Source organism: Paraburkholderia sp. RCC_158, assembly GCF_041355255.1.
GTDB lineage: Bacteria > Pseudomonadota > Gammaproteobacteria > Burkholderiales > Burkholderiaceae > Paraburkholderia > Paraburkholderia graminis.
In genome coordinates, this window is the sequence record NZ_JBFUPM010000030.1 from 26,978 (window position 1) to 53,076 (window position 26,099).

Sequence of the window (26,099 nt, forward strand, 5' to 3'; positions counted from 1 at the left end):
GCCGACGCACGGCAAGCTGACAAATTGATGAATTCGCGCGAACGCGCGGAGACAGCGTTTGTCGAACCGCACGAGATTTCCGCAGCCCACTTACAAGGACTTACATGATGAAGAAGCGCACCCTCCTGATTTCGTTGCTGGCGAGTGCTGGCCTTTTCGCAAGCGGCGCCGCGAACGCACAACTGAATCTGAAGCAGTTCGGCATTGGCGGCGGAGACAGCTCCGCGGATGCCGGCGCCGCCGCATCTCCCGGCGGGCTCTCGCAGTTGTTGCAGACCTACGTGGGCGCGAACCAGCAAGTGCTGAGCGGACAGTCCACGCTTGCGTCCGCGATGGGTCTGAGCGGCGCGGCCGGCCAGGCGCAGCAGGCAGCCGGCTTGCTAAGCAGTGGTGGCACGCCGTCGGTCAGTCAGTTGACGCAGGTCGGCAGCACGCAGCAGTCGCTGTCGCAAACGCTCACGCAGGCTTTCGCGAGCCGCGCAGGCGGTGCGAGCGGCGCATCGCAAACGCCGGTGAACAAGCAGGCGTTCACCGACGGGTTATCGTCGCTCGCCAAAGGCGTGACCCAGTATTCGAGCATGCAGTCGGGGCTCGGCAGCATCGGGCAGATGAACCCTTCGTCGCTGTTGCAGGCCGGGATGAATCCGCAGACGATGCAAAGCGCGTCGTATATCGCGCAGTCGGCGCCGGGGCAATTGCAATCGCTGATGTCCACGCTCAGTTCCGCGGTACAGTTTGCGTCGAGCCAGGGAATCAGCGTGCCGTCGATCGCGAGGTCGGCGCTCGGCGGGCAATGAGCGCGCAGTGAGGCGCGCAGTAACACCCCATAAGCCACGAACGGATCACCAATGTCACACACATTGAATCTCGACAACTACTTCGCGCGCATCGGCTATGCGGGCCCGCGCGCGCCGACGCTCGAGGTGCTGCAGGCCATTCACCGTCTGCATCCACGGGCCATTCCGTTTGAAAACCTGAATCCGCTCACGCGCCGCGCGGTGAAGCTCGACCTCGAATCCGTCGAAACAAAACTCGTCGACGATCATCGCGGCGGCTATTGCTTCGAACAGAACACGCTGCTCGCGAATGTGCTGCAGGAGCTGGGCTTTCGCGTGACGCCGCTGATAGGGCGCGTGCTGTGGGGCCGCGAGCCCGACGCGGTGACGCCGCGCACGCACATGGTGCTGCGTATCGATCTGGATAACGAAGCATGGATCGCGGACGTGGGTCTCGGCAGCGTCACGCTGACGTCGCCGCTGCGGCTGTCTCCGGGTCTCGCGCAGCGCACGGACCTCGGCATCTTCCGGCTCGCGGACGCGTCGCGCGACGCGCTCTACCTCGAAGTGCAGGCACGCGATGAAAGCTGGTCGCGCGCGTATCGCTTCGACTTGCATCCGGTCGAGTGGATCGATTACGAAACCTCGAACTGGTACACGTCGACGTCGCCGGAAGCGATCTTCGCGAGCAATCTGATCGTATGCCGCGTGTTGTCCGGGACGCGGCTCACGCTGCTCAACGACCAGGTGAACGAACGCGCGGCAGACGGCAGCCTGATCGGCGACCAGCGCCTTGCGAGCGCGGACGAACTCGCGGCCTGTTTGCGCGAGCGCTTCGGTCTGAATGTCGGCGACATCGACATCGCAGATATTTTCGAGCGCGTGCGCACTCGGGCCGATTCGGCGTGAGCGCGGCACAAGGCCATGCCATGATTGCGCGCCTCGTCGTCCAGACCGTGCTGTGGCTCGCGGGCATGGGCGTGCTGCTGTTTGGCGCGGCCGGCACGCTCGCGTGGCCGGCGGCGTGGTGGTATCTGATCGAACTCGGCGTATTGAGCTTGTGGATCGGCGTGTGGCTCGCAGGCCATGATCCCGGCCTGCTCGCCGAGCGCCTCGCGCCGTTCGTGCAGCAACAGCAAAGCCGCTGGGACCGGCTCTTCATGATCGGCGTGGCGTGCGTGTGGTGCGGCTGGCTGATCGTGATAGGACTCGACGCGATGCGCTTTCACTGGTCCGCGCCGCTGCCCGTCGCGCTGGTGAGCCTCGGCTCGCTTTGCGTGGCGCTTTGCATTTTCATGTGCCGCTTCGTGTTCGAAGCGAACAGCTATGCGGCGCCCGTCGTGAAGATCCAGTCGAGCCGCGGTCACAAGGTGATCGACAGCGGTCCCTATGCGCGCGTGCGTCATCCGATGTATTCGGCGGCGCTGCTGTTGTTCGTCGGCACGCCGTTGCTGCTCGGCTCATGGTGGGGTCTCGCGTTCGTTCCGCTCATGACGATCGGGCTCGGCTGGCGCGCGGTGCGCGAAGAGCGTGTGCTCGCCGAACAACTCGACGGCTATACGGAGTACATGACGCGCGTGCGTTTTCGCTTCGTTCCTCTCATCTGGTAGACGCGCAAAGCCGCCGCACATTTGCGGCGCACGCATGAACCTGTCTAGACAAAACGCACCACACGCGAGCATGAATTAATCTCGCCGCGCGCTCGCCGTTCTTCGATCATGTCCGTAGAAGCCCCGTCCTGTCAGGGCGCCTAGGGGCTTACCCGATGATTCGCGCGATTTCGCATGAATCCCCTTGCGACTGCTTTTTGACTCGTGCAGACTTGTCTATACAAATTCAGCGGCAGTAAACATTCGGCTCGACGGTTCCCCCTATCAAGGAGTTTCGACGTGAAAGTGAAACGCACGACGGCAGCAAAAGCATTGATCGGCGCCGTGTTCGGCGCCGCGGCAATTTTCGCGGCACCGGCGCAGGCCAAAGACTGGAAGACGGTGACGATCGCGCTCGAAGGCGGCTACGCACCGTGGAACCTGACGTTGCCCGGCGGCAAGCTCGGCGGCTTCGAACCGGAACTCGTCGCCAATCTTTGCGAGCGCATCAAGCTGCAATGCAACCTGGTCGCGCAAGATTGGGACGGCATGATTCCGGGCCTGCAAGCAGGCAAGTTCGACGTGCTGATGGACGCCATCTCGATCACGCCGGAGCGCGAAAAGATCATCGCGTTCTCGAAGCCGTATGCGGCCACGCCCGCAACCTTCGCCGTCGCTGATACCAAAGTGCTGCCAAAGGCCCCGCCTGGCGCCGCCGTCGTCAAACTCTCGGGCGATGCTAAAGCCGATCAGCCGACTGTCGACGCGCTGCGCAAGCAGTTGAAGGGCAAGACGATCGGCATCCAGTCCGGCACCGTCTACACGAAGTTCATCAACGAGGGCTTCAAGGACATCGCCACGATCCGCGTGTACAAGACCTCGCCGGAGCGCGATCTCGATCTGGCGAACGGCCGCATCGACGCATCGTTCGACGACGTCACGTATTACGCGGCGAACGTCGACAAGAAAGAAACCGCGTCGATTTCGATGGCCGGTCCGAAGATCGGCGGCCCGATCTGGGGCCCGGGCGAAGGCCTCGCGTTCCGCAAGCAGGACGCCGACCTGAAGGCGAAATTCGACACCGCGATCAGCGCGGCGCTCGCCGACGGCACGGTCAAGAAGCTCTCCGCCAAGTGGTTCAAGACCGACGTGACGCCCTGATTCACGAGGCGTCGAACGAATGCGGCACGTGCGGGCGCGAGCTCGTGCGTGCGGCTGTTTCGTGCGGCTGTTGCATCGGCCGTCATGAATGAGAGGTAGGCAATGGCTCTGATACAGATGCTCGGCTTCGGGCCGGAAGGCTGGGGCGGCGTATTGCTGCTCGCGGCGTTGATGACCGTCGCGCTCACGCTGGCCGCGCTCGCGGTCGGCGCCGTGTTCGGTGCGTTGATCGCGGCGGCCAAGCTGTCGCGTCTGCGCGTGTTGCGCGTGATCGGCGAAACCTATACGACGGTGTTTCGCGGCGTGCCCGAACTGCTCGTCATCTATCTGTTCTATTTCGGCGGCTCGACGCTCGTGACCACGGTCGGCCAGTGGTTCGGCGCGGAAGGCTTTGTCGGCGTGCCGCCGTTTGTGATCGGCGCGCTTGCTGTCGGCATGATTTCCGGCGCGTACCAGGCCGAGGTGTATCGCTCGGCGGTGCTCGCGGTGTCGCGCGGCGAACTCGAAGCGGCGCGTTCCATCGGCATGCCGACGCTGACCATGGCGCGCCGCATCCTCATTCCGCAAGTGCTGCGTTTCGCGTTGCCGGGCATCGGCAATGTGTGGCAACTGAGCCTGAAGGACTCCGCGCTGATCTCGGTGACGGGTCTCGCCGAACTGCTGCGCACGAGTCAGGTGGCGGCCGGCTCCACGCATCAATACTTCACGTTCTTCGTGGTGGGCGGCGCGCTGTATCTGCTGATGACCAGCATCTCGAACCGGGTCTTCAACCGCGCCGAGGCGCGCGTGGGCCGGTCCTTCAAGCGCAACTTCGCGCGCAACTGACGGCGGCCGCATCATGAATTTCGACTTCGACTTCCTGCTCGACACGATCCGGCAATTGCTCGCGGCCGTGCCGACCACGCTCGGGCTTTTCTTCTGCTCGCTGGTTCTCGGCGGACTGCTCTCGCTCGTGATCGTCACGATGCGCGTGTCGCCGCACTGGCTGCCGAATCGTTTTGCACGCGCTTATATTCTCGTGTTCCGCGGCTCGCCGCTCCTGATCCAGATGTTCCTCGTGTACTACGGCATGGGTCAGTTCGGCGTAATTCGCGAGAGCTTTCTGTGGCCGGTGCTGCGCGAGCCGTATATGTGCGCGGTGTTGTCGCTTGCGCTGTGCACGGCGGGCTATACCGCCGAGATCATTCGCGGCGGCCTGATGGCCGTCCCCGTCGGGCAGATCGAAGCGGGTTATTCGATTGGCCTGTCGGGTTTCGCACTGCTGCGCCGCGTGATCGGCCCGATTGCATTACGCCAGTGTTTGCCGGCGTATTCGACGGAAGCGGTGCTGCTCGTCAAATCGACCGCTCTCGCGAGCCTCGTCACCGTGTGGGAAGTGACGGGCGTCGCGCAGCAGATCATTCAGCAAACGTATCGCACGACGGAAGTGTTCATCTGCGCCGCGCTGATCTATCTGTTCCTGAATTTCGTCATCGTGCGCGCGCTCAGCATGCTTGAGACGCGTCTGTCGCGGCATCTGCGCGCGGCGCCGAAGTCTGCCGCGCCGAGCCGCCCGGTGTCTGCCACGACTGAAGCACGCCGCGCCGCGCCTTAAGCGCCGCCATTCCGGATGAACCTGGAGAATTCCATGAACGCTACGGCACCCGTTGCACTGTCGGTCAAGAACATTCATAAATCGTTCGGCGATCATCATGTGCTCAAAGGCATTTCGCTCGACGCCCATCAAGGCGACGTGATTTCGATTCTCGGCGCGAGCGGCTCGGGCAAAAGCACGTTTCTGCGCTGCCTGAACCTGCTCGAAACACCGGACGACGGCTCAGTCGCGCTCGCCGGCGAAGAACTGAAAATGAAACGCCGCGGCGACGGCAAGCTGCAACCGAGCGACCGCCGCCAGGTGGATCGCGTGCGCTCGCAACTCGGCATGGTGTTCCAGAACTTCAATCTCTGGTCGCATATGACGGTGCTCGAAAACCTGATCGAAGGACCAATGCGCGTACTCAAACGGAGCCGTGCGGAATCCGTCGAAGAAGCCGAGGCGCTGCTTGCGAAAGTCGGTCTCGCGGAAAAGCGCGGCCACTATCCGGCGCATCTGTCGGGCGGCCAGCAACAACGCGTCGCAATTGCGCGCGCGCTCGCGATGCATCCGAAGGTCATGCTGTTCGACGAACCGACTTCAGCGCTCGATCCCGAACTCGTCGGCGAAGTGTTGCGCGTGATGCGCTCGCTTGCCGAGGAAGGCCGCACCATGCTGGTCGTCACGCATGAAATGGGTTTTGCGCGTCACGTGTCGAACCGCGTGATGTTCCTGCATCAAGGGCAAGTGGAAGCGGACGGTGCGCCCGACGAAGTATTCGTCGACTGCAAGTCCGAGCGCTTCCGGCAATTCGTGTCGAGTCACCACGACCGCACGACGAACTGAGCGGCGCATCGTCGGCACGTCGCTGTATCGGCATCCGCATCACACACGTAAGTTATCGCGCAAGGCAACATCATGGCCGTGATCCGTTCCGATCGTCCTCTCGACTGGACCCAGGTGGCGGCGGTCGCCGCCGGCGAACCGCTCGAACTTTCCGCCGACGCCCGCGCGCGCATCGCGGCGGCGCGCATGCTCGTCGAGCAGATCGTCGAGCGCGGCATTCGCGCGTATGGCGTGAACACCGGAGTCGGCGCGCTGTGCGACGTGATCGTGTCGCCAAGCGAACAGCGCACGCTGTCGCGCAACATTCTGATGAGCCACGCGGTCGGCGTCGGCGCGCCGCTCGGCGTGGCTGAAACGCGCGCGATCATGGCCGCCGCGGTCAACAACTTCGCGCATGGACACTCGGGCATTCGCCTTGAAGTGGCCGATCAACTCGTGGCCTTGCTCAACGCCGATTGCTTGCCCGAAGTGCCCGCGTTCGGCTCGGTCGGTTATCTGAGTCATATGGCGCATATCGCGCTCGTGTGCATCGGCGAGGGTCATGTGCGCTATCGCGGCGAGCGTCTGACGGGCCGCGACGCACTGCGTCTGCTCGGCCGCGAGCCGCTCGTGCTCGAAGCGAAAGAGGGGCTTAGCCTCGTCAACGGTACGCCTTGCGTGACGGGGCTGGCGGCGCTGGCGCTCGCACGCGCGGTGCGGCTGCTCGATTGGACCGATGTAGTCGCGGCCATGAGCTTCGAGAATCTGCGCGGCCAGCTCGTTGCATTCGACGAAGACTCGCTTGCGTTGCGCGTGTCGCCGGGGCTCAACCTGGTAGGCGAACGCATGCGTACCGCGCTCGCCGACAGCGGCATTCTGGCGGCGGTGGTCGGGCAGCGCACGCAAGACCCGCTTTCGATGCGCACCATTCCTCACGTGCACGGCGCGGCGCGCGACGTGCTGACCGCGACCGCCGACGTGGTCAATCGCGAACTCGCGTCGATCACCGACAACCCGATCGTCGCCGGCACGCCCGAAGCGCCGCGCGTGTATTCGCAGGCGCATGCGGTGGGTGCATCCATTGCGCTCGCGATGGACAGCCTCGCCACCGCCATCGCCCAAGTCGCCGCGATGGCGGAACGGCGGCTCGATCGCCTCATCAATCCGCTCGTCAGCGGCTTGCCCGCGTTCCTCGCGGAGCCTGGCGGCACCTGCTCCGGCTTCATGATCGCGCAGTACACGGCAGCCTCGCTGGTCGCGCAGAACCGGCGCCTTGCGTTGCCCGCGAGTCTCGACGGCGGCATCACGTCGGGCTTGCAGGAAGACCACCTGTGCCACGCAACGCCTGCCGCGCTGAAGGCGCTGGAGATCGTCGATAACGCGGGGCGCATCGTCGCCATCGAATTGCTGGCCGCCGCGCAAGCCTACGATCTGCAAGCCACCGACGCGCCGCGTGCGCCGCATACGGAAGCGCTCTGGCAACGCGTGCGGCAGATCGTGCCGACGTATCGCGACGACCGTCCTCTCGCCGACGACATGAGCGTCGCATTCCGCATGATCGCCGGCGAGGCGCCGCCGCCGTTGCCGAGTCCGGGTAAGATGAGGCCGCGCCATATAACACCTGGTGGGGGCGCGGAGTTCGTTGCGGGCGCATCGATTGCGAGCCTCGCCGCGGCGGCCACATTTCCCGCGGCAGCGAACAGCACGAACAACATAAACAGCCCACTGAACACAGCGCGCGTCGCCTGACACAAAAACCGCTGGCGCGCGGGCTTACCCGCCGGCGAGCCAGAGACGTCGTGCGGACGTACGAGCGGTACGACGGCTACGACCCCCAACCCACTCACGAGGTCGGAGTGAACACAGTCACGAATAATCAGAAAGAAGGCCGGCAGCCGGCGCAGCCAGGCGCGCATAGCGGCGGCACTTCTCAGCGCGCCGCTTGCAAGGAGACCCCGGCGAAAGCGATGCCCGCCTACGAACAGATCAAGCGTTATGTGATCCGGCGCATCAGCGAGGGCGACTGGAAGCCGGGCGGGTTGATCCCTTCGGAAACCGAACTGGTGAAGGAGTTTGGCGTCGCGCGTATGACCGTGTCGCGCGCGCTGCGCGAGCTGACCGCCGAACGCGTGCTGACGCGCGTGCAAGGTTCAGGCACGTTCGTCGCGCCGCAGCGGTACGAATCGACCGTGCTGGAAATCCGCAATATCGCCGACGAAATCGCCGCGCGCGGTCATCGTCACGCGGCGCGCGTGCTGACGCTCGAACCGAGCGACGATCCGCACGCGCTCGAAGCGCTCGGCCTTACGAGCGGCCCGGCGTTTCACTCGTGCATCGTCCATAGCGAGGAGGGCGAGCCGATCCAGTACGAGGACCGCTACGTCAATCCGAAGGTGTTCCCCGAATATCTGCAACAGGACTTCAGCGTCGAGACGCCCAATCACTACATGGTGCGGCTCGCGCCGATTCAGCGCGCGGAATTCCGCATCTACGCGCAAAAGCCCGACGCGTATGTGCGGCGTCATCTGTCGATGGAGATCGGCGAGCCGTGTCTGCTGCTGTGGCGTCGTACGTGGGTCGGCGACGATGTGGCGACCTCCGTGCAGTTGTGGCACCCGGCGTCGCGTTTTCATCTGGCGGGGAATGTCTAGCGGCAAGCGGCGCTATAAGCTGCATCGCGTCAGCCTTGCCGTTGCGACGTATCCGGCGAGAAGCGGCAGCCGAGCCGGTAACGTGATCCCGGGTGCACGAATCGCGCGAAGGTGACGGCCACGCCGCTCGTCCATGTGCGGCGCACGAGCGTGAGGCACGGTTCTTCCGCGCGAATGTCGAGCAGTTCCGCTTCCGCGGGAGTGGGCAACCCGGCGTCGACAATATGTTCAACGTCGTGCGCGGGCACCGTTTCATATAGATATTCCGACGGCCTGATCGCCGAGAAATCCTGTTGCAGAAAATCCGGCGCGATGATCGGGTTCACGTAGCGATCCTCCAACTGCACCGGCAGACCGTTCTCGCGATGCACGCAAATCACATGAAACACCGAAGCGCCGGGCGCGAGGCCTAACGCATTCGATACCACGACGGATGCGGTCTCGCGTTGCAAAAGCACGGTACGGTAGCTGTATTCGTGTCCGCGTGATCGAATTTCGTCGCCGATATGCGCGATCATCAGCAGCGTGGATTGCGGCCTCGCTTGTGCGACGAAGGTGCCCACGCCCGATACGCGCGTGACGAGCCCTTCGTGCGCGAGTTCGCGCAGCGCGCGATTCACCGTCATGCGCGACACGCCGAGCGTCGCGACGAGATCGAGTTCGGAAGGCAGGCGTTCGCCGGCCTGACGCGCGCCCGATTCGATGATGCCGCGAATGTGATGCTTGACCTGTTCGTAGCGCGCAGCCGGCGCATGTTCGGCGGCGCGCGCATTTTTAGCCGCGTCGGCTAGCGGCCGCTCATCGGCATGGTGACGCTTGCTGCGAAGCATGGCGGACATCGGCGGCCCCTTTTCACGGTTCGCGCAATGCGCTTGGCGCAGTGCGCGCGCTCATAGCGCTTCAGCGTCGGCGTCGTCGGGGCCGCGCGCCCAGAAAGCGTTGCGGTCGAAGTAGTTTTGCAGGAACTGCCGCAAGCGCGGTTGCCCTGCGTCGTGAAAGACCTCGCGCGGTTTGCCCTGCACGGCGATGCGTCCTTCGTCGATGAACACGACTTTGTCCGCGACCTGCGCGGCAAAACCCATTTCGTGCGTGACGACCGCCATCGTCATGCCGTCGCGCGCGAGTTGCTTCATCACTTGCAGTACCTCGCCGACCAGTTCGGGATCGAGCGCGGACGTGGGCTCGTCGAAGAGCATGATGTGCGGCTCCATCGCGAGCGCGCGTGCGATTGCCACGCGCTGCTGCTGACCGCCCGAAAGCTTCGCCGGATACGCGTCGCCTTTGTGCGAAAGGCCCACGGTTTCCAGCATCGCATTCGCGCGGCGGCGCGCTTCGTTGTGCGACAGGCGCTGCACTCGCAAAAGCGCTTCCATCACGTTGCCGAGCGCCGTCATGTGCGGCCATAAATTGAATTGCTGAAACACCATGCCGACGTTGCGCCGCACGCGGTTGATGTCCGCTTGCGACGCGCGCACACGCTTGCCGTTGCGCTCGCTGTAGCCGAGCAGTTCGCCTTCGATGCGCACGTCCCCGTGATCGTAGGTTTCGAGCGCGGCGAGGCAGCGCAGCAGCGTGCTTTTTCCCGAGCCGGAAGGACCGATGATGCACACCACTTCCGAGCGCGCAATCTCGAGATCGACACCGCGCAGCACTTCGACTTCGCCGAAGCGTTTGCGCAGATCGCGCACCTCGATCAACGGTGCGCCGCGCTGAGACTGCGCGACAGTAGACGCGGAAGAGGGCATGTCGGCGATGGCGTTCATGATGTGGTCCGTTTCCTTTATGCCATGAAACGGGCGATGCGGGCTTCGGCCCACATGCCCGCGCGCGAAGTCAGTTCGACGAGCGCGAGATAGCACACGCAGAGCATCAGCAGCGTTTCGACGAAAGCAAAGGTCGCCGAGCCGATGCCCGTCAGCACGAATGTCAGCTCGGGCACCGTGACGATCGACAGCACCGCGGTCTCCTTGCTCAACACGATGATGAGATTCGTAAGCGCGGGCACGATCAGCACCAGCATTTGCGGCATCTGGATGCGCAGCACCGCTTGCATGCGCGTCAAGCCGAGACACGAGGCGGCCTCCAAATGACCCGGCGGCACCGATTCGAATCCCGAGCGGAACGCTTCGGCAAAATAGGCGCTGCCATAGAGGCCGAGTCCGAGCACGCCGGCTGTCATCGGTTCGAGCGTGAGGCCGAACGACGGGCCGCCGTAGTACAGCAGAAACAGTTGCACGAGAAACGGCGTACCGCGAAATAGCTCGATATACACACGCAACAGCGCGCGCCCCCAGCGTCCGCAAAAGAGTTGCACCACCGCGATCACGAAGCCGATCAGCATGCCGATAACGACGCCCGCGGCCCACGTGCCGAGCGTCGTCGCGAGACCCGCGGCAATCGGCTGAAGATTGTGCGTGATGACGGTGGGATCGAACTGTTGCATCGCATGGGCTCCGGTCGATCAGGCGTGCTTCAGCCGATACTCGGCTGCATGCGCAACGAGTGCGAGCGCGCCGCAGATCACGAAGTAAATGAGGCCGGCGGCGAGGTACGCTTCGAGCGGTCTGTAGGTGCTCGCCGCGAGGTTCTGCGCGGTGCGCGTCAACTCCGCGACGCCGACCACCGAGATCAGCGACGAAGCCTTGATCAGCAGCACCATTTCGTTGACGAGCGAAGGCAACGTCAGCCGGAATGCCTGCGGCACGAGGATGCGCCGCAGCGTGTCGAACGGCGAAAGGCCGAGCATGCGCGCGGCCTCGATATGACCTGGCGGAATGCTGAGAAAACCGCCGCGCAGAATTTCAGCGATATACGACGCCGAGCACAACGACACGGCGCTGATCGCGGCCACGAGCGGCGATACGTTGATGCCCGCGAACGGCAGCAGGTAGTACACGAGCAGCAGTTGCACGAGCATCGGCACGCCGCGAAAGAAGAACACGTACGCACCGCCGAAGCGGCGCGCGGCGCGATTCGGCGACAGCCGCGCCGCGCACACGCCGACCGCGACGAAGAAGCCGATGAAAAGCCCCGTCAACGAAACGCCGATGGTCGCGAGCGCCGCGTGCAACAACAGCGGCATGCCCTGAACGAAGACGGTCGTGCTGAACATGAGCGTCGCCCTCGCTGATGTGCGGTCAATAGTGCGGTGAATGTGCGTTTAAACGCGCCTGTCGAGCACGCGTCAATAATTCGGCGTCGGCATCGTGGTCGGTGCGTCCATCGCCACGCCGAACCATTTCTTCTGCAACGCGGCGAGGCGTCCGTCGCCGTGCATCTTCACGAGTGCCGCGTTGAAGGCATCGGCGAGCGGCTTGCTGTCCGCGTCCTTGCGCAGGCAGTATGCGAAGTACACTTTCGCGCCGAACGGCGGTTGCACCACCGCGAACGTTTCGGGGCGCTGCTTCGCCACATACGCGATGTTGGTCATCGAGTTCGCGACCGCCGCAATGCGGCCGGCGGCGAGGTCCGCATAAGCCTGATTGTTGTCGACGTATTCGCGGATTTCAGGCGGTTTCGGCAAGGTGGCGACGTACGCCTTCAACTGGTCGAGTTGCGCCGAGCCCTTGCCCGCGCCCACGGTTTTACCCGCAATATCCGACGATTGCTTGAGCGCCGAATCGTTGGCGCGTTTGAGCAGCGCGTCGGTGGCGTCCGCGATGGGCAGCGTGTACGTGTAGCGCTCCATGCGCGCCTTCGTCACGGTGATCGGACCGCCGACCATATCGAACTTGCCTGCTTCGAGACCGGGCAACACGCTCGGCCACGGCAGGTCGATGAAACGCACCTTCAAGCCGAGTTCCTTGCCGACCTCGGCGAACAGATCCTTGTTAAAGCCCGCTTGCTGACCGTTTTCGAGGAAGTCGAAAGGCGCGAACTGCATCTCCGTGCCGACCACGAGCTCGCCGGCTTTCTTCACTTTGGCGAGCTGGTCTTCCGCATAAGCGCTGACGCTTGCCGCGCACAACGCCAACATGACCAGACGACACTTCCAGCCTGCAAGGATGCTCATGAGATTCTCCAGTGGGCACAGCGCGGGTCGTACGAGCGACGCGAAACGCGCCGCAAAAGATCGGCGCGGCGCAAGTCATTCGAGGCAGTATATACCGCAGTTTTCGCGCAAAATAAATAAACGCGCGAGTAGAGAAAAGCCCTTACGTGCAGCGCCGCGAGTTCACTTGCGGGTGCGCTTTTGGCGGTATATACCACTGCAATGGCTAAGGCGCCCCCGGCGATGGCACCCCCGGCTATGGCGCCCCCGCAAATCGTCGGACCTTCTCACGGAGTAACGCGATGCCTGTGACCCGCATTCCGCTCATCGACTTTGCCGGCGTTCGCGCGGGCGACCCGCATGCGTTGCAAAGCGTGGCGCGCGAAATCCGCGACGCGTGCACGACCATCGGCTTCTTCTACATCGTCAATCACGGCGTGCCGCAAGCGACCATCGACGCCGCCGCGCAGGCCGCGCGAACCTTCTTCGCATTTCCGGTAGAGACGAAGCGGCGGGCGGCGGTCAATCATCGGCATCGCGGTTTCAATGCGCTTGGCGACGCGACCATGTATCAGGCGAAACGCCCCGATTACAAGGAGTTTTTCAGCATCGGACTCGAGTTGCCCGTGGACGATCCCGATGTACTCGCGGGCCAGGCGCTGCGCGGCCCGAACAATTGGCCGGACTTCATGCCCGAGTTGCGTCCCGCGCTGTACAGCTACTATGAAGCGGTGGGCGCATGCGGCGCCGATCTGCTGCGCGCAGTCGCGGTGAGTCTCGGCGTCGACGAACATTTTTTTGCGCCGCGTTATACGAAGCGAATGCAGCGCACGCAAATGGTCTACTATCCGCCGCAGCCGCCACAGTCCGATGAAGATCAATTCGGCGTCGCGCCGCATACCGATTACGGCTGCATCACATTGCTATGGCAGGATCAGGTGGGCGGATTGCAGGTGCGTGAAATTGCCAACGATACCTGGATCGATGCGCCTCCTGTGGAAGGCAGCTTTGTGGTGAACGTCGGCGATCTGCTCGCGCGCTGGACCAACGACCGTTTTCGTTCGACGCTGCATCGCGTGATCAATGCTTCGGGACGCGAGCGTTATTCGATCGCGACGTTCTACGATCCGACGTACGGCGCGATGGTCGATCCGCGCGAACTGGGCGCGAGTGCGGACGACGTCAAATATCAGCCGGTGGCCGCGGGCGATTACATTCTCGGGCGCATCAACGATTCGATGGGTTATCGGAAGAAGCAAAACCAGGAAACGCTGCATGACACAAAGCGATAACGCGCGTCACGACATGAATCACGACACGCAGCCGCAACCCTGCACGGCGCCGCTTGCCGCCACGCTCGACGTGCTGCGTGCCGCGCTCGGCGACGATGCGGTGCGCGTCGGCGAACAGATCGGCGAACGCGCGATGACCGACTGGACGCGCCACGATCCGACGCGTCCCGCAGCGTTGCTGCTGCCGCGCACCACAGACGAAGTCTCGCGCGCGCTCGCCATTTGCCACGCGGCCCATCAACCTGTGGTGCCGCAAGGCGGCATGACGGGGCTTGCGGGCGGCGCGATTGCACGCACGACGGACATCGCGTTGTCGCTGGAACGGCTGAGCGGCGTCGAGGAAGTCGATGCGGCTTCGGCCACGCTGACCGTGCGCGCCGGAACGACATTGCAGAGCGCGCAGGAAGTCGCTGCCGAAGCGGGCTTCGAACTCGCGCTCGATCTCGGCGCGCGCGGCTCGTGTCAGATCGGCGGCAATCTCGCGACTAATGCCGGCGGCAATCGCGTGATTCAGTCGGGCACCGCGCGTGACCAGGTGCTCGGTCTCGAAGTCGTGCTCGCCAATGGCGACGTGCTAAGTTCGCTCGGCAAGATGGTCAAGAACAACACCGGCTACGACCTGAAGCACTGGTTCATCGGTTCGGAGGGCACGCTTGGCGTGATCACGCGCGCGGTGTTGCGGCTTCATCCGCAACGCGCCGCGCGTCATACGGCGCTCGTCGCGCTCGACGGCTACGATGCGGCGGTGAATCTGCTGCGCCGTTTGTCGACGCGCTTTGGCAACGACATCGGCGCATTCGAAATCATGTGGCCGGACTTCTACGATTTTGGCGTCAAGCTGACGGGCACGCGTTCGCCATTCGACGGCGCGTATCCGCTCTACGCGTTGATCGAACACGCGAGCTTCGATTCGAGCGACGACGGCGAGCGCTTTGCTGAAGCGCTGACCGGCGCACTCGAAGAAGGCGCGATCCGCGACGCGGTGATCGCGCAATCGGTGGCCGACGCGCGCGCGTTGTGGGCGATCCGCGAATGCACGGCCGAATTTCCCGTGCGGCTCGACGCAATCAACTTCGACGTGAGCCTGCCGATCAGCGTGATCGGCGACTTTGTCGAGCGTTGCCGCGCGGCGCTCGACGAACGCTGGCCCGGCAACGAATCCTATTTCTTCGGCCATATCGGCGATTCGAATCTGCACGTCACCGTGGACGGCCATTCAATTCCCGGCGTCGATCATCACGCGGTGTACGCGTTCGTTTATGAAATGCTCGGGCCGCTGCACGGTTCTGTGTCGGCGGAACACGGCATTGGTCTGCTCAAGCGCGAGTTCCTGCCGATCTCGCGCTCGCCCGCCGAACTCGCGGCGATGCGGGCGATCAAGCATGCGCTCGATCCGCACGGCATCCTGAATCCGGGCAAGCTGTTCTAGCGAGCGCGAACTCAGTGCGAACTCAATGCGCGTTCAGATAGCGCGCGATAGTCGGATAAACATCGCGCGCGGCGTTCTTGCCGAAGATGCAATCGATGTGTCCATAGCCCGCAATCAGATGCCGCTCATAAGGTTGCTCGGGAAACGCGTTGACCAACATCTCATAGGTGAGCGCGGTGCTTTGCGGCACATAGGTTTCATTGCAGTCGCCATGAATGAAACCGATCGGAATGCGCATGCCCGCAAGCCCCTTCATGCCGCGCGCGCCGCGCAGATAGACGTCGTCTCCGTCGGCGTCGACGACCTTGCCGGCGCGCACCATCGCGGCCAGATGCTTGAACACGCCGACGTCATGCACGCCGAGCAGTTCCTGCAGATTCGAATGAAGCGTCTCGCTCACCTGCGCGTGCTCGTATAGCAGCCCGTACATGAAGGTCGCGCGATGGCAGATCGGGTTGCCGCAGCCCTCGTCATGATCGACGGGATAGAGCCGCAGCGCTTCGTCGTAGAGATTGTGCGGCCATCTTTTGTCCTTCGTATAGGCGGTCAGATCGGTCACGCCGAGATGCTGCATGATGTCCGGAATGTGCAAACCCGCCTTGATTCTGGCGAGCGTGCCGGGCACCGGATGCACGGCGACCTGCGAAATCACCGCTGAACGCACGCCTTCGAGTCCCGCCATCAGCGACATGCTCAACGCGAGGCCGCCCATGCAGTGACCGAGCGCCTGGATGCCGGTCGCGCCCGTCACCTCGCGAATCTTTGCGACGGCCGCGGGAATATCCTCGAGCGCGACTTTATCGACGTTGGTCGGCACGAGCACGCTCGGCATTTCGATGCTCACGCGCAGATCGACGAGCCACACGTCGTAGTTCGCGGCGCACAGATATTCGACGAGATTGGTGCCGATCAGATCCGTCGAATAGATGCGGCTCGACACGCCGGAGCCGTGAATCAGCAGCACGGGGCGCGCATTCTTGCGCGCAGGGTCGACATAGCGCGTGAGACGCAAGCGCGTACCGTCCGGCGTATCGAAGAAGAACATTTGCGGCGCCGGCGCGCGCAACGCACGCTTCATACGCGGCTCCGCGGCGGGATCGTGATACTGCAAAGGCGCGGCCACGCCGCCGTATTCGCTGAACAGCACGCCCGCGAAGAACTTGCCGAACTTCAGCGTCCATTCGAGACGTGTCTTCAGATCGGGTGCGTTGGTGACTTCGAGCGTGCGCTGCTGCTTGAGGAAATTTTCCGGTGTGATGATGAGCGTCGCGCTGCCGATCGCCGGCGCGTCGGCTTGGGGCGCGGCGAAAATCTGCGCGTACAGCGTGTTCGTTTGCTCCCACAGTTCGAGCGGCGACGTGCGCGTGATGATCTTCTGCCCGCTCAGATAATACGTTTTGCCTTCCGCCGAGTTGAGCGTCATTCGATAATTCATGTTGCGCTCGTCCACGTCCTGCGGGTCGGCCACGAACAGATTGAAGGTGCCGTCCGTGATCGTCATCGGCTGCGAGGAAAGGGCGGGGCAGGTCAGCGTTCCGGCGGTTTTTGCCATGTGATTCGGATCGCTAAGCATTGTCGCCAAGTCGTCGGATTCGACGGTCAGCGTGAACGCCATCGGGATCGCGGCGTCCTTGCTCGCGCCGGTCGGCGTGTAATGGCCGACCATCGTTTCGGTAAAGCGCAAGCCGATCTTTTGCGCGGGCGGTGTGTCGGCGGTGCCTTTCGAATCGTAGTCGATGCTCCAGCCGCGCGACGCCGCAAGCAGCGCGCAATTGCGCTCGGCGAGCGCGGAGATGGTCCACAACGGATTGACGCCGAGCGACATCGGCATGACTGCGCCGTCCATCACGTAGAGGCCGTCGTGCACGCCGGTGCCGGTCGTGCCGCTGAAAACGCGGCCCAGGTGATCGACCACGCCATGCTCCGCGTCCTCGCCCATCCCGCAGCCGCCGAGCGGATGCACGGTCACGGTGCGATTGCCGAAGATGTCGTTCGAAATCGGATCGCGCAGATATTTGCCGCCGAGCGGCGCCGTCGCCTGCTTCAGTGTCTGCTCGACGGTTTCGTAAATCGGCTGCTTGCCGGCGTTTTCCCACGCGATGCGCGGCCGGCCTTTGTCGTTCACGCTGATCTGGCCGCTCTCGTCGTCGTGTGCCATCACGAGATAGCTTTGCGTGTGATTGAGCGCGCCGCGATACGGACCGTGCAGGAAGCCTTCGACCACGCGCGCGTCGTATTCGAGTTGCTGGTCCACGGTGCGCGGCCCCGAAACATCCACGCCCGCGAGCGGCGCGGCCGCACCGAGCATGCCGACGAGCGCGGCGCCCACGGGTCCGGCGAGCGAGCCTTCCTCGATCACGAAACCGTCCCTGACGTCCGCGGTATTGCGATGATCGATTAGGCCCGTGATGGTCGGACCGACCGGCGAAATATCGCGGTCCACATGCGCGCCCCAGCCGACGCCGTTGATCGTGTCATTGGTGTTGTACGCGAACGCGAGCACGTCGCCATTGCCGGTGAAGTGCCGGCCGAGCATGTCCGACACGCTCAAGCCTTCATTGCGCGAACGCAATAGCAACGCGGTCGAGCCGATCGTTCCCGCCGACACGATCACGATGTCCGCGCTCACGAAGAGATCCGGCGCGTCGTAGCTTTCGCGCCCCAAGCGCACGAGCTGATAGCCGACCTGCCACTTCTGCGTATCGACGTTGCGCACAACCGAATGAACCGCGGCGCCCGTAAAAATCTGCGCGCCGTGAGCGACGGCGTCGGGCAGATAATTCATGTGCGTCGAGTTCTTCGCGTCGTAGTTGCAGCCGGAGTTGCAGTCGCCGCATCCGGTGCAGGCTTTTTGCGCGACGCCGGCCGCGTTCGTGCGATCCTCGAAGGTGACGGTTATCGGCGGCGTGCTGAAGCGGTCGCCCATGCCGAGCGCCTCGGCGGATTTGGCGAGCGCGAGCAGCTTCGGCAATTCGCGGAAGCGGCTCGGCACCGGCGCAGGTTGCAACATGTCCCACGCGCGTTGATAGCCCTTGTCGCGTCCGGTCTGATCGCCGCGCAGCGCAGCGGGCCAGCGTGTGTCGTCCCACAGGCGCGAATCGATTTTCAGCGCGACGTTCGCGTTGATCAGCGACGTGCCGCCGAGCCCGCAGCCGACCACCGCGTTGACGTCGTCGTTCACATGCACTTCGAGCAGCGCGAGCGGCGAGCCGATCTGCGCGAGCGGCGTGTTGTACTGGATCTGCTCCGCGCCCTGAAACGGCGTGCGCGGGTATTCGCCGGCCATGAATTCGCGTCCGCGTTCGAGCACGCAGACGCTGCGGCCCGCGCGCGCCATGCGGCTCGCCGCGATCGCACCGCCATAACCGGAACCGATCACGACCACTTCGTAATGCGACTTCATCGCCGTCACGGCGCTCGATAAGCGATTCATACGCGACCACCTCGTCAGGAATCGGTGCAGGGAAGGAAACCGGGCGTCGGAAGAAAGACGGCGCGCTGCCGCGGCTTTTTTATCGTAGGCGGTGCGCGCCGACAAAAAAAGGCGCATCTGTGCGATGCGCCCAAAGGAGTCCCCTGTGCCTCTATGATTTCCCCATTAGTATTGTTGAGCCCGTTGTTGTTGAGTCCGCTCATGCGGCTTTTTACGTGTTCTTTTTCGTGTCGATGCTGCAGCCTGTCATGCGGCCGCTTCATTCATTTCGCTATCGATCGACTCGGCCGCGAGCAGATTCAGCGCCAGCAGAATCGCACTGCGATTGTCGATGTCGATCTCGATCCCGAGCACGTCCGTGAGCCAGCGGCCGATCTTCGTATTGGAAAAATCGTCGGCGGTGGCCGTCTTTTTCATGGTGACGCCGAGTTTGACGGCGCGATAGTGATACGAGGGCACCCGATGCGAAGCCGCAACCGCCGACAATCCGCCTTTGCCTTCCGAGCACCAGCCAAGGCTGCCGGCCAGCACGATCCGTTCGGGCTCGTCGAGACTTTCGATAAAAGCGCGCGCCGCGTGCCGCACCCGTTGTTCGTCGAGCCCGTATTGCAGCAGCACGCTTTGCACGGGGTCTTCCAATGCCTGGGCGTGCAGATCGATTTCCTGCGCCATGCCGTCGGTTTCCATCGACACATTGCGTTGATGCCCCGCGCTGCGCAGGCAGTCGATCAGATAGCGGCGGAAATACGCGCACAGTGCGTAGCCATTGGACGGCGCGCTATCGGCGCACGCATGCGTTTCGGTGTGGCCGGGGGCAAGGCGCAGAACCTTGGAATAAATGAACTGCGCAACCAGTTCTTCCTTATCTTCGCCGAGTGCCTGCAGTTCCAGCGGATGGTAAGTCCGCAACGCCCGCTTGACGAGTTCGACCATCGACACCATTTCGTCGGCGGACAACTGCGTGCGGCGGCGCCACAGATCGGGCAGGATCGCGTCGTCGAGATTGCGGACGAACTCGTGGCTCGGAACTGCGCCCATGAAAGCCTCCATTAGGGTTAGGCGTGAGTAAGGCGAGAAGCGCGGCGAGCCCGGAATGCAGGCGAAAGGCGGAAGGAAGAATCGTTGCGGCCGCGCCAGGTAGTGAGGCCAGTATGGTCGTCGGCGGCGGCTTCGCCTATATGGATTAAGTGTTAGCTGATGGGTAAACTGCCGGGTAAACCATCCGGCAGCACGCCCCTGATTCGTCTGATAAGAAAGCGGCGGCCGTGCGCCGCTGCATTGCAGTAGAACCGTGCAAGCTCTTGCGCAAACACGCCGCAGCGCGCTCCGTGCAAGCGCCAGGCTCTCGCGCCCCCTCACCGAATTTGCCGTGCCCGACAAGGAGACCGCGCGATGCGGGCTGACCCGATCCAGCGTGCAATCGACGAAGACCTGGTGCGCGTGCTGTACGCACAAGACCCGATCGCTTTCTTCTCGCACTGGTTTTCGATCGCGGTGCTGGTGGCCATTTACTGGCCCGCGATACCGTCGCCGCCGCTTTTCATCGCCTGCTTCGGCTTCTATGCGGCCGCCAACTGCGCGGGTCTCGCGCTATGGATCTGCAATCGGCGCTATCCGCATCTGCTGTCGCCGCGCGGCTGGATCAACGTGCACGCGGTGCGCGGCGTGCTGCTGTACAGCGCACCGGGCATCGCGATCTGGTTTGCGTTCCAGAGTCCGCAGAGCGACTTGCCGCTGCTGCATACGGTGATGCTCGTCACGCTCGCAGCGGGCGTGTTCATGTCGAACGGCTTCGACCTGCTGAACTTCGCCACCGCCATTCCGTTTCTGCTGTTTCCGTCGATCGTGCTGCATTTCGGCATGCATACGTTCGATCGCACGATTCTTGCCATCGTGCTCGCGTTCTTCTTCTGCGCGATCAACGTGTATGCGCTCAGTTACCGCAAACTGTTCCAGCAGGTCGTGCAGGCGCGCGTCGATCAGCAGTACCTGGCGGAATCGCTGGCGGCGCAAAAGCATGTCGCCGAAGAGGCGAGTCTCGCGAAAACGCGCTTTTTCGCGGCGGCGAGCCATGATTTGCGCCAGCCGTTGCACGCAATCGGGCTGCTGGCGGCGTCGCTCAACGATTCCGCCGCGACGCCCGCGCAGCACGCGAAGACCGCCGAGCACATCGTCCATAACGTCGAGGCGCTGAACCAGTTGTTCAACCAGGTGCTCGATCTCGCGCGGCTCGAAAGCGGCGTCACGCAGGTGATCCGCTTGCATTTCCGGCTCTCGGAACTGTTCGAGCGCGTCGGCAGCCAGTATCGTCCGCAAGCGGCGGCGAAGGGGCTCGCGCTGCGAATCGCGCCGACGTCGATGGTGGTCCACGACGATCCCGTGCTGCTCGAACGCGTGCTGAGCAATCTGCTGTCGAACGCTGTCCGCTATACCGAGGAAGGCGCGATCTGGCTCGGCTTCCGGCGCGCGGGGCGAACCAACGGCGGCTATATCGAAGTGCGCGATTCGGGCATCGGCATTCCGGAGCAGGAGCACGAGCGTATTTTCGAGGAGTTCTATCAGGTCGCAAATCCGCAGCGCGACGCGCGCCAGGGGCACGGCCTCGGCCTGCCGACGGTGAAGCGCCTCGTCGGCATGCTGGGCGGCGAATTGCAGTTGCGCTCGGCACCGGGACGCGGCTCGGTGTTCCGCTTTCCGGTGCAGGCGGGCGACGCGAGCGGCATCGTCGCAAGTCTGAACGAGGCGGTGACGGGCGGACCGACGGCGCAAGGACGCCGCGTGCTGTGCATCGACGACGAGCCGTCGATTCTCGAAGGTCTTTCGAGCCTGCTCGGCCGCTGGGGCTGCATCGTGCAGGGCGTACGCGACGAAACCGCCGCATTGGCCGCGCTCGAGGACGGTTTCGTCCCCGACGCGGTGCTTTGCGATTACCAGTTGGCCAATCACCGCACGGGCGCGCAGGCGCTGACGGCGGTGCGCAGCGAACTGGCGCGCTCGGGCCACGAAGGTGTCGTGATGCTGCTGATTACAGGCGATATGGCGTCGGCGGAACTGGCGGCGCTCGCCGCACAAGGCATTCCGGTGTTGCACAAGCCGGTGGCGGCGGCGCGCTTGCGGCGCACGCTCGACATGCTGTGGCAGCAGGCGGAGATCGATAAAGGACCAACGCCGCCGCCCGCTACAGCGTTCTCCCCGCTTCAAGCCAGCCGTTGATCACGGCGATTGCCGTCGACCGGTTGTGCACGCCGAGCGCCCGGAAGATCACCGACAGATGCACCTTCACCGTGCCCTCGGCCACGCCGAGTTCGCGCGCGATCATCTTGTTGGTCCAGCCGCGATGCACGAGCCGCATGATGTCCTGCTGACGCGGCGACAGGTTTTCCAGCAAGTGCTGCTGATGCGGCTGCAACGGCTGAAGTTGCACGATGGGCTCGGTGAGCGTCGCGGTGCCTGGGTTTTGGCCCGCGGAGGTGCTTGCCACCTGTTGAGGCGAAGCGGCGGCGTGCTCCGCGCATGCCTGCGCCGGTTGCGCATCGCGCGAGCCGAGCAGGCTCAGCGCTTCCATCGGCACATAAGCGCCGCCGGACAGCACGAGTTCGATCGCCTTCAGCATCACGCTCGCGGGCTGCCGCTTCGGCACGAAACCGAGCGCGCCCGCGGCCAGCACCGCGCGCATCTCGTCTGGCGACTCCTCGGCGGAAAGGACGACCACCGGCAGCGCCGGATTCGCCTTCAACAGCATTTCCAGCGACGACGCTCCGCTCATGCCCGGCATATGAAGATCGACGATCGCGAGATCGTGATCCGCGTCGGGCCGCGCGGCTGCGGCGAGGGTTTCCCAGGTATCGGCTTCGTCGAATTGGGCGTCGGCATCCAGCCCGCGCAGCATTCCCTTGACGCCTTGCCGGATCAGTTCATGGTCGTCCGCCACAAGAAACTTCATGATGTCTCCACGAGTCGAGCTTGCGTGTTGTGGACTACCGCTGTTGCCAGGCCCCGTTTTACTTCTATTGTCGTGAATCGCATCATTGCCGGCTACCCCGTGATCTAAGCCGATCGGTTGACGCGGCGGCCTTGCGGCTCGCCGCGCCGGTCATTCTCTGCTTGTGGCATCGCCGGCGCCACGTTTTTTTGTGTGCCCTGTGCGGGCAGGTCTCTCTCGCGCATCGGCCCCGGCTTGCTAGGTAGACGAGCCGCGCGCGCCGTTTTTTAAGCGCCGCCGGGCGGACGCAAAAGCTTATGCGGCATGGATCGAATTGCCCGCGCGCGCACGCGGCGAGCGGCTATTTCACGGCAAACAGCGTCGCATTCATCAGAAGCTTGAACGCGTAGCCGAGCGACATCGCCGAGCCCACGCCGAAGCACCAGAGCGCGATGAACCAGAGCCAGCCTGGCAGCCTGCGCGCGGATCTGATCCTAGTGATAGTGATGTTGGTCGCCATGACGCACCTTTCCACGGAAAACCCAGTAACCCATCGTCGTATAGGCGACGATGATCGGCAGAATCACCGCCGCGCCGACCAGCGTGAAGGTCTGGCTCGAGCGCGGCGCGGCTGCTTCCCACAACGTCACGCTCGACGGAATCGCGTACGGCCACAAGCTCACCAGCAGCCCGCCGTAACCGAGCAGCACGAGCAGGAGCGCGAGCACGAACGGCATGTTGTCATGCCGCTCGCGCACCGCGCGGCGCATGAAGAACGCGCAGACCGCGACCATGAACGGCACGGGCAGCAGCCGGTAGAACAGGCCGTCGTCGAACCAGCGTTGCGCGATGTTCGCGTCCTGCAGCGGCGTCCACAGGCTCACCATCGCGATGAAGCCGAGCAGCACGACCGTCAGCGGCCACACCATGCGATGCAGGCGGCGCTGCAGATCGCCTTCCGTCTTCGCGACGAGCCAGCAGCAGCCGAGCAGCGCGTAAGTAACGACGAGTCCGAGGCCCGCCAGCAGGCTGAACGGCGTAAGCCAGCCGAAGGCGTCGCCGGCATACGCGCCGTCGATCACCGGAATGCCTTGCAGAAACGCGCCCAGCGCGACGCCCTGGAAAAACGCCGCGCCCGCCGAGCCGCCGATGAACGCGAGATCCCACAGGTGCTTCGTTCGATTCGCCTTCGCGCGAATCTCGAATGACACGCCGCGAAAGATCAGGCACACGAGCATGAAAATGAGCGGCAGATAAAGCGCGGACAGCACGGTCGAATACACCATCGGAAAGACGGCGAAGAGCGCGGCGCCGCCCAGCACCAGCCAGGTTTCGTTGCCGTCCCAGACGGGCGCGACGGTGTTCATCATCAGGTCGCGTTCCTTCTCGTCGGGGAAAAACGGAAACACGATGCCGATGCCGAGGTCGAAGCCGTCCAGCACCACATACATGAAAAGACCTAGCGCGATGATCGCGGCCCACACTACGGTTACGTCCATTTTGTGACTCGGCTAAGAGAAGAGATCGGGTTACGCGGCGTCGATCGCCTGATCGGCGGCGGAGAAAGGGCGGCGCGCGGTCTGGTCCGGCGTGTGGGCAGGCGCGTCGTGCGGCGTCTGTCCGGGCAGCGCCGGGCCGGAGCGCATCAGCTTCAGCATGTAGTAAATGCCCGTGCCGAACACGAGGAAATACACGACCACGAAGGCCATCAGCGAAATGCCGACCTGCTGCGCGGTAAGCGGCGACACGGCCTGCGACGTGCGCATCACGCCGTACACGACCCACGGCTGACGGCCGACTTCAGTGGTCACCCAGCCGGCCAGCAGCGAGATGAAACCGCTCGGACCCATCGCCACCGCGACGCGCTGGAACCACTTCGACTCGAACAGCGTGCCGCGGCGGCGCAGCACCCATGCGCCAATCGACATCGCGATCATCAGCATGCCGAGCCCGGCCATGATGCGAAAGCTCCAGAACACCACCGTCGAATTCGGCCGGTCTTGCGGTGGGAATTCCTTGAGGCCGCGAATTTCGCCGTCCCAGCTATGCGTGAGGATCAGGCTGCCCAGGTGCGGAATCGACACCGCGTAGCGCGTGGTTTCCGCCTGCATGTCGGGGATGCCGAACAGGTTGAGCGCGGTGCCGCCTTTCTCGGTTTCCCACAAACCTTCGATTGCCGCGATCTTCGCCGGCTGATATTCGCGCGTGTTCAAACCATGCTGATCGCCGACGACCGCCTGGATCGGCGTGAGAATCAGCAGCAGCCAGAGCGCCATCGAGAACATCTTCTTGACGGCCGGATCGCGCCGTCCGCGCAGCAGATGCCACGCGCCGACCGCGGCGACCACGAGCCCCGCGACGATGAACGCCGCGAGCGCCATATGCGCGAGCCGGTACGGGAACGACGGGTTGAAGATGATCTTGAACCAGTCGAGCGGCACGACCTGGCCGTTCACCACCTCGAAGCCTTGCGGCGTCTGCATCCAGCTATTCGACGCGAGAATCCAGAAGGTCGAGATGAGCGTGCCGATCGCGACCATCAGCGTCGCGCCGAAATGCGCGCGCGGGCTCACGCGCTGCCAGCCGAACAGCATGATGCCGAGGAAGCCGGCTTCGAGAAAGAACGCGGTCATGACCTCGTACATCAGCAAAGGTCCGGTGACGGGTCCGGCGAAACTCGAGAAGCCGGACCAGTTGGTGCCGAACTGATAGCTCATCACGACGCCGGAGACGACGCCCATGCCGAAGGCGACGGCGAAGATCTTCGACCAGAAGAGGCACAAGTCCTTGTAGTAGGTCTTGCCGGTTTTGAGCCAGCGCCATTCGAGCACGGCGATGAAACTCGCGAGGCCGATGCTCAGCGCCGGAAAAACGATGTGAAACGAAACGGTGAACGCAAACTGGATGCGGGCGAGGTCGAATGCCGATATTGCGGAGTTCATGATCGTGAAGGCGTGATGCCGCTCGTTGCGGACTACGCGCGTCGACCGGTGTCGGTGCGCACTGCGTTTCGCAGATGGCCGAAGATTAGGCCAACGCGGCGAATTATGCTGCGGCGCGACGTGCGTCAAAGAACCGCGTTGTTTTGTGCGGTTTTGCCGTTCGCGCGTGGCAAATGACTGATCTGTATCAGTTTTTTCTTATTGCTTGCGAGGGCGCGTTTTGCGCCAGGTGGGGCGTGAGTGCGGCAATCGACCGCGTCGCAGCAAACGGTGGGCGCGGGAGTTGGGTTATGTCGAGGGCTGCTTGTTGAGAGCGATGCGCTTTGCGGCGGTGTCCAATGGCGCGGTGAGTGTCGAGTGCGGCCGGTTTGTTTTCAATGTCATACGACATCGCACCATAAATTAAGCCTGCGGCTTGTCGTTCAGTGCCTGGAAGTATCGAAAGGCACGCCGACACCTCGGGTAAATGCCTAGTTGAAATCCGATTCCGCATCGTTGATAGTACGTTATCGTAC

At 63.6% G+C, this 26,099-nt stretch carries 23 protein-coding genes; 12 read left to right on the plus strand and 11 right to left on the minus strand.

The window, feature by feature from the left end; genetic code table 11:
• Nucleotides 1-107 precede the first annotated feature (107 nt).
• The 9 genes from AB6809_RS32945 (at nucleotide 108) to hutC (AB6809_RS32985) (ending at nucleotide 8,575) form a co-directional block, all read left to right on the plus strand.
• Nucleotides 108-797 (plus strand): hypothetical protein, encoded by a 690-nt coding sequence (locus AB6809_RS32945; RefSeq protein ID WP_029971796.1) that lies wholly within the window; start codon nucleotides 108-110, stop codon nucleotides 795-797.
• Between the two features lie 51 nt (nucleotides 798-848).
• Nucleotides 849-1,685 carry an arylamine N-acetyltransferase gene (locus AB6809_RS32950; protein WP_029971795.1) on the plus strand — a complete coding sequence of 279 codons (837 nt, stop codon included), beginning with the start codon at nucleotides 849-851 and terminating at the stop codon, nucleotides 1,683-1,685.
• A gap of 20 nt (nucleotides 1,686-1,705) precedes the next feature.
• On the plus strand, nucleotides 1,706-2,386 hold the full coding sequence (locus AB6809_RS32955) for an isoprenylcysteine carboxylmethyltransferase family protein (protein WP_107710433.1): 681 nt from the start codon (nucleotides 1,706-1,708) through the stop codon (nucleotides 2,384-2,386).
• 279 nt (nucleotides 2,387-2,665) lie between these two features.
• Complete coding sequence (locus tag AB6809_RS32960) at nucleotides 2,666-3,526, plus strand: transporter substrate-binding domain-containing protein (protein WP_006052368.1); 861 nt, start codon at nucleotides 2,666-2,668, stop codon at nucleotides 3,524-3,526.
• Between the two features lie 102 nt (nucleotides 3,527-3,628).
• The gene (locus AB6809_RS32965) at nucleotides 3,629-4,351 is read left to right on the plus strand and encodes an ABC transporter permease (protein ID WP_006052367.1); all 723 of its coding nucleotides are present in this window, start codon (nucleotides 3,629-3,631) and stop codon (nucleotides 4,349-4,351) included.
• 13 nt (nucleotides 4,352-4,364) lie between these two features.
• Nucleotides 4,365-5,120: an ABC transporter permease gene (locus AB6809_RS32970; RefSeq protein WP_006052366.1), complete on the plus strand. Its 756-nt coding sequence runs from the start codon at nucleotides 4,365-4,367 to the stop codon at nucleotides 5,118-5,120.
• A gap of 33 nt (nucleotides 5,121-5,153) precedes the next feature.
• Entirely contained in the window at nucleotides 5,154-5,945 is a 792-nt protein-coding gene (locus tag AB6809_RS32975; RefSeq protein WP_029971793.1) for an ABC transporter ATP-binding protein, read from the plus strand.
• Nucleotides 5,946-6,017: 72 nt separating this feature from the next.
• The gene (hutH, locus tag AB6809_RS32980) at nucleotides 6,018-7,673 is read left to right on the plus strand and encodes a histidine ammonia-lyase (RefSeq protein WP_029971791.1); all 1,656 of its coding nucleotides are present in this window, start codon (nucleotides 6,018-6,020) and stop codon (nucleotides 7,671-7,673) included.
• Nucleotides 7,674-7,891: 218 nt separating this feature from the next.
• Nucleotides 7,892-8,575, plus strand: a complete 684-nt coding sequence (gene hutC / locus AB6809_RS32985) for a histidine utilization repressor (RefSeq protein ID WP_029971790.1) — start codon at nucleotides 7,892-7,894, stop codon at nucleotides 8,573-8,575.
• Nucleotides 8,576-8,604: 29 nt separating this feature from the next.
• On the opposite strand, the gene hutC (AB6809_RS32990) is transcribed toward hutC (AB6809_RS32985), so the two are convergent.
• From hutC (AB6809_RS32990) to AB6809_RS33010, 5 genes are all read right to left on the minus strand, one after another.
• Nucleotides 8,605-9,414, minus strand: a complete 810-nt coding sequence (gene hutC / locus AB6809_RS32990) for a histidine utilization repressor (RefSeq protein ID WP_029971788.1) — start codon at nucleotides 9,412-9,414, stop codon at nucleotides 8,605-8,607.
• Nucleotides 9,415-9,465: 51 nt separating this feature from the next.
• Nucleotides 9,466-10,338, minus strand: coding sequence for an amino acid ABC transporter ATP-binding protein (locus AB6809_RS32995; RefSeq protein WP_029971787.1), 873 nt, complete (start codon nucleotides 10,336-10,338; stop codon nucleotides 9,466-9,468).
• A 17-nt stretch (nucleotides 10,339-10,355) separates the two neighbouring features.
• The gene (locus AB6809_RS33000; protein WP_029971786.1) at nucleotides 10,356-11,018 is read right to left on the minus strand and encodes an amino acid ABC transporter permease; all 663 of its coding nucleotides are present in this window, start codon (nucleotides 11,016-11,018) and stop codon (nucleotides 10,356-10,358) included.
• A gap of 18 nt (nucleotides 11,019-11,036) precedes the next feature.
• Complete coding sequence (locus AB6809_RS33005) at nucleotides 11,037-11,687, minus strand: amino acid ABC transporter permease (protein ID WP_029971785.1); 651 nt, start codon at nucleotides 11,685-11,687, stop codon at nucleotides 11,037-11,039.
• 72 nt (nucleotides 11,688-11,759) lie between these two features.
• Nucleotides 11,760-12,587: a transporter substrate-binding domain-containing protein gene (locus AB6809_RS33010; protein WP_029971783.1), complete on the minus strand. Its 828-nt coding sequence runs from the start codon at nucleotides 12,585-12,587 to the stop codon at nucleotides 11,760-11,762.
• Nucleotides 12,588-12,868: 281 nt separating this feature from the next.
• On the opposite strand from AB6809_RS33010, the gene AB6809_RS33015 reads away from it, so the two are divergent.
• Together AB6809_RS33015 and AB6809_RS33020 are read left to right on the plus strand one after the other, a co-directional pair.
• Nucleotides 12,869-13,858, plus strand: coding sequence for an isopenicillin N synthase family oxygenase (locus tag AB6809_RS33015; RefSeq protein ID WP_029971782.1), 990 nt, complete (start codon nucleotides 12,869-12,871; stop codon nucleotides 13,856-13,858).
• A 13-nt stretch (nucleotides 13,859-13,871) separates the two neighbouring features.
• Nucleotides 13,872-15,287 carry an FAD-binding oxidoreductase gene (locus tag AB6809_RS33020; RefSeq protein ID WP_029971781.1) on the plus strand — a complete coding sequence of 472 codons (1,416 nt, stop codon included), beginning with the start codon at nucleotides 13,872-13,874 and terminating at the stop codon, nucleotides 15,285-15,287.
• Between the two features lie 22 nt (nucleotides 15,288-15,309).
• On the opposite strand, the gene AB6809_RS33025 is transcribed toward AB6809_RS33020, so the two are convergent.
• Together AB6809_RS33025 and AB6809_RS33030 are read right to left on the minus strand one after the other, a co-directional pair.
• Nucleotides 15,310-18,720, minus strand: a complete 3,411-nt coding sequence (locus AB6809_RS33025) for an alpha/beta fold hydrolase (protein WP_029971780.1) — start codon at nucleotides 18,718-18,720, stop codon at nucleotides 15,310-15,312.
• A gap of 246 nt (nucleotides 18,721-18,966) precedes the next feature.
• Entirely contained in the window at nucleotides 18,967-19,758 is a 792-nt protein-coding gene (locus AB6809_RS33030) for a hypothetical protein (RefSeq protein WP_029971779.1), read from the minus strand.
• Between the two features lie 354 nt (nucleotides 19,759-20,112).
• Between AB6809_RS33030 and AB6809_RS33035 the strand changes: the two genes are divergently transcribed.
• Nucleotides 20,113-21,933, plus strand: a complete 1,821-nt coding sequence (locus AB6809_RS33035; RefSeq protein ID WP_029971778.1) for a hybrid sensor histidine kinase/response regulator — start codon at nucleotides 20,113-20,115, stop codon at nucleotides 21,931-21,933.
• Here AB6809_RS33035 and AB6809_RS33040 read toward each other — a convergent pair.
• The 4 genes from AB6809_RS33040 to AB6809_RS33055 all read right to left on the minus strand — a co-directional run bounded on the left by AB6809_RS33040 (nucleotide 21,899) and on the right by AB6809_RS33055 (nucleotide 25,584).
• Nucleotides 21,899-22,663, minus strand: coding sequence for a response regulator transcription factor (locus tag AB6809_RS33040; protein ID WP_029971777.1), 765 nt, complete (start codon nucleotides 22,661-22,663; stop codon nucleotides 21,899-21,901). The genes AB6809_RS33035 and AB6809_RS33040 overlap by 35 nt on opposite strands.
• A gap of 340 nt (nucleotides 22,664-23,003) precedes the next feature.
• Complete coding sequence (locus tag AB6809_RS33045) at nucleotides 23,004-23,162, minus strand: hypothetical protein (protein ID WP_006052350.1); 159 nt, start codon at nucleotides 23,160-23,162, stop codon at nucleotides 23,004-23,006.
• A complete protein-coding gene (gene cydB, locus AB6809_RS33050; RefSeq protein ID WP_006052349.1) occupies nucleotides 23,137-24,141 on the minus strand; it encodes a cytochrome d ubiquinol oxidase subunit II in 1,005 nt (334 codons plus the stop codon). The genes AB6809_RS33045 and cydB overlap by 26 nt, the downstream gene beginning before the upstream one ends.
• Before the next feature lie 30 nt (nucleotides 24,142-24,171).
• Nucleotides 24,172-25,584, minus strand: a complete 1,413-nt coding sequence (locus AB6809_RS33055; RefSeq protein ID WP_029971775.1) for a cytochrome ubiquinol oxidase subunit I — start codon at nucleotides 25,582-25,584, stop codon at nucleotides 24,172-24,174.
• Between the last annotated feature and the right edge of the window lie 515 nt (nucleotides 25,585-26,099).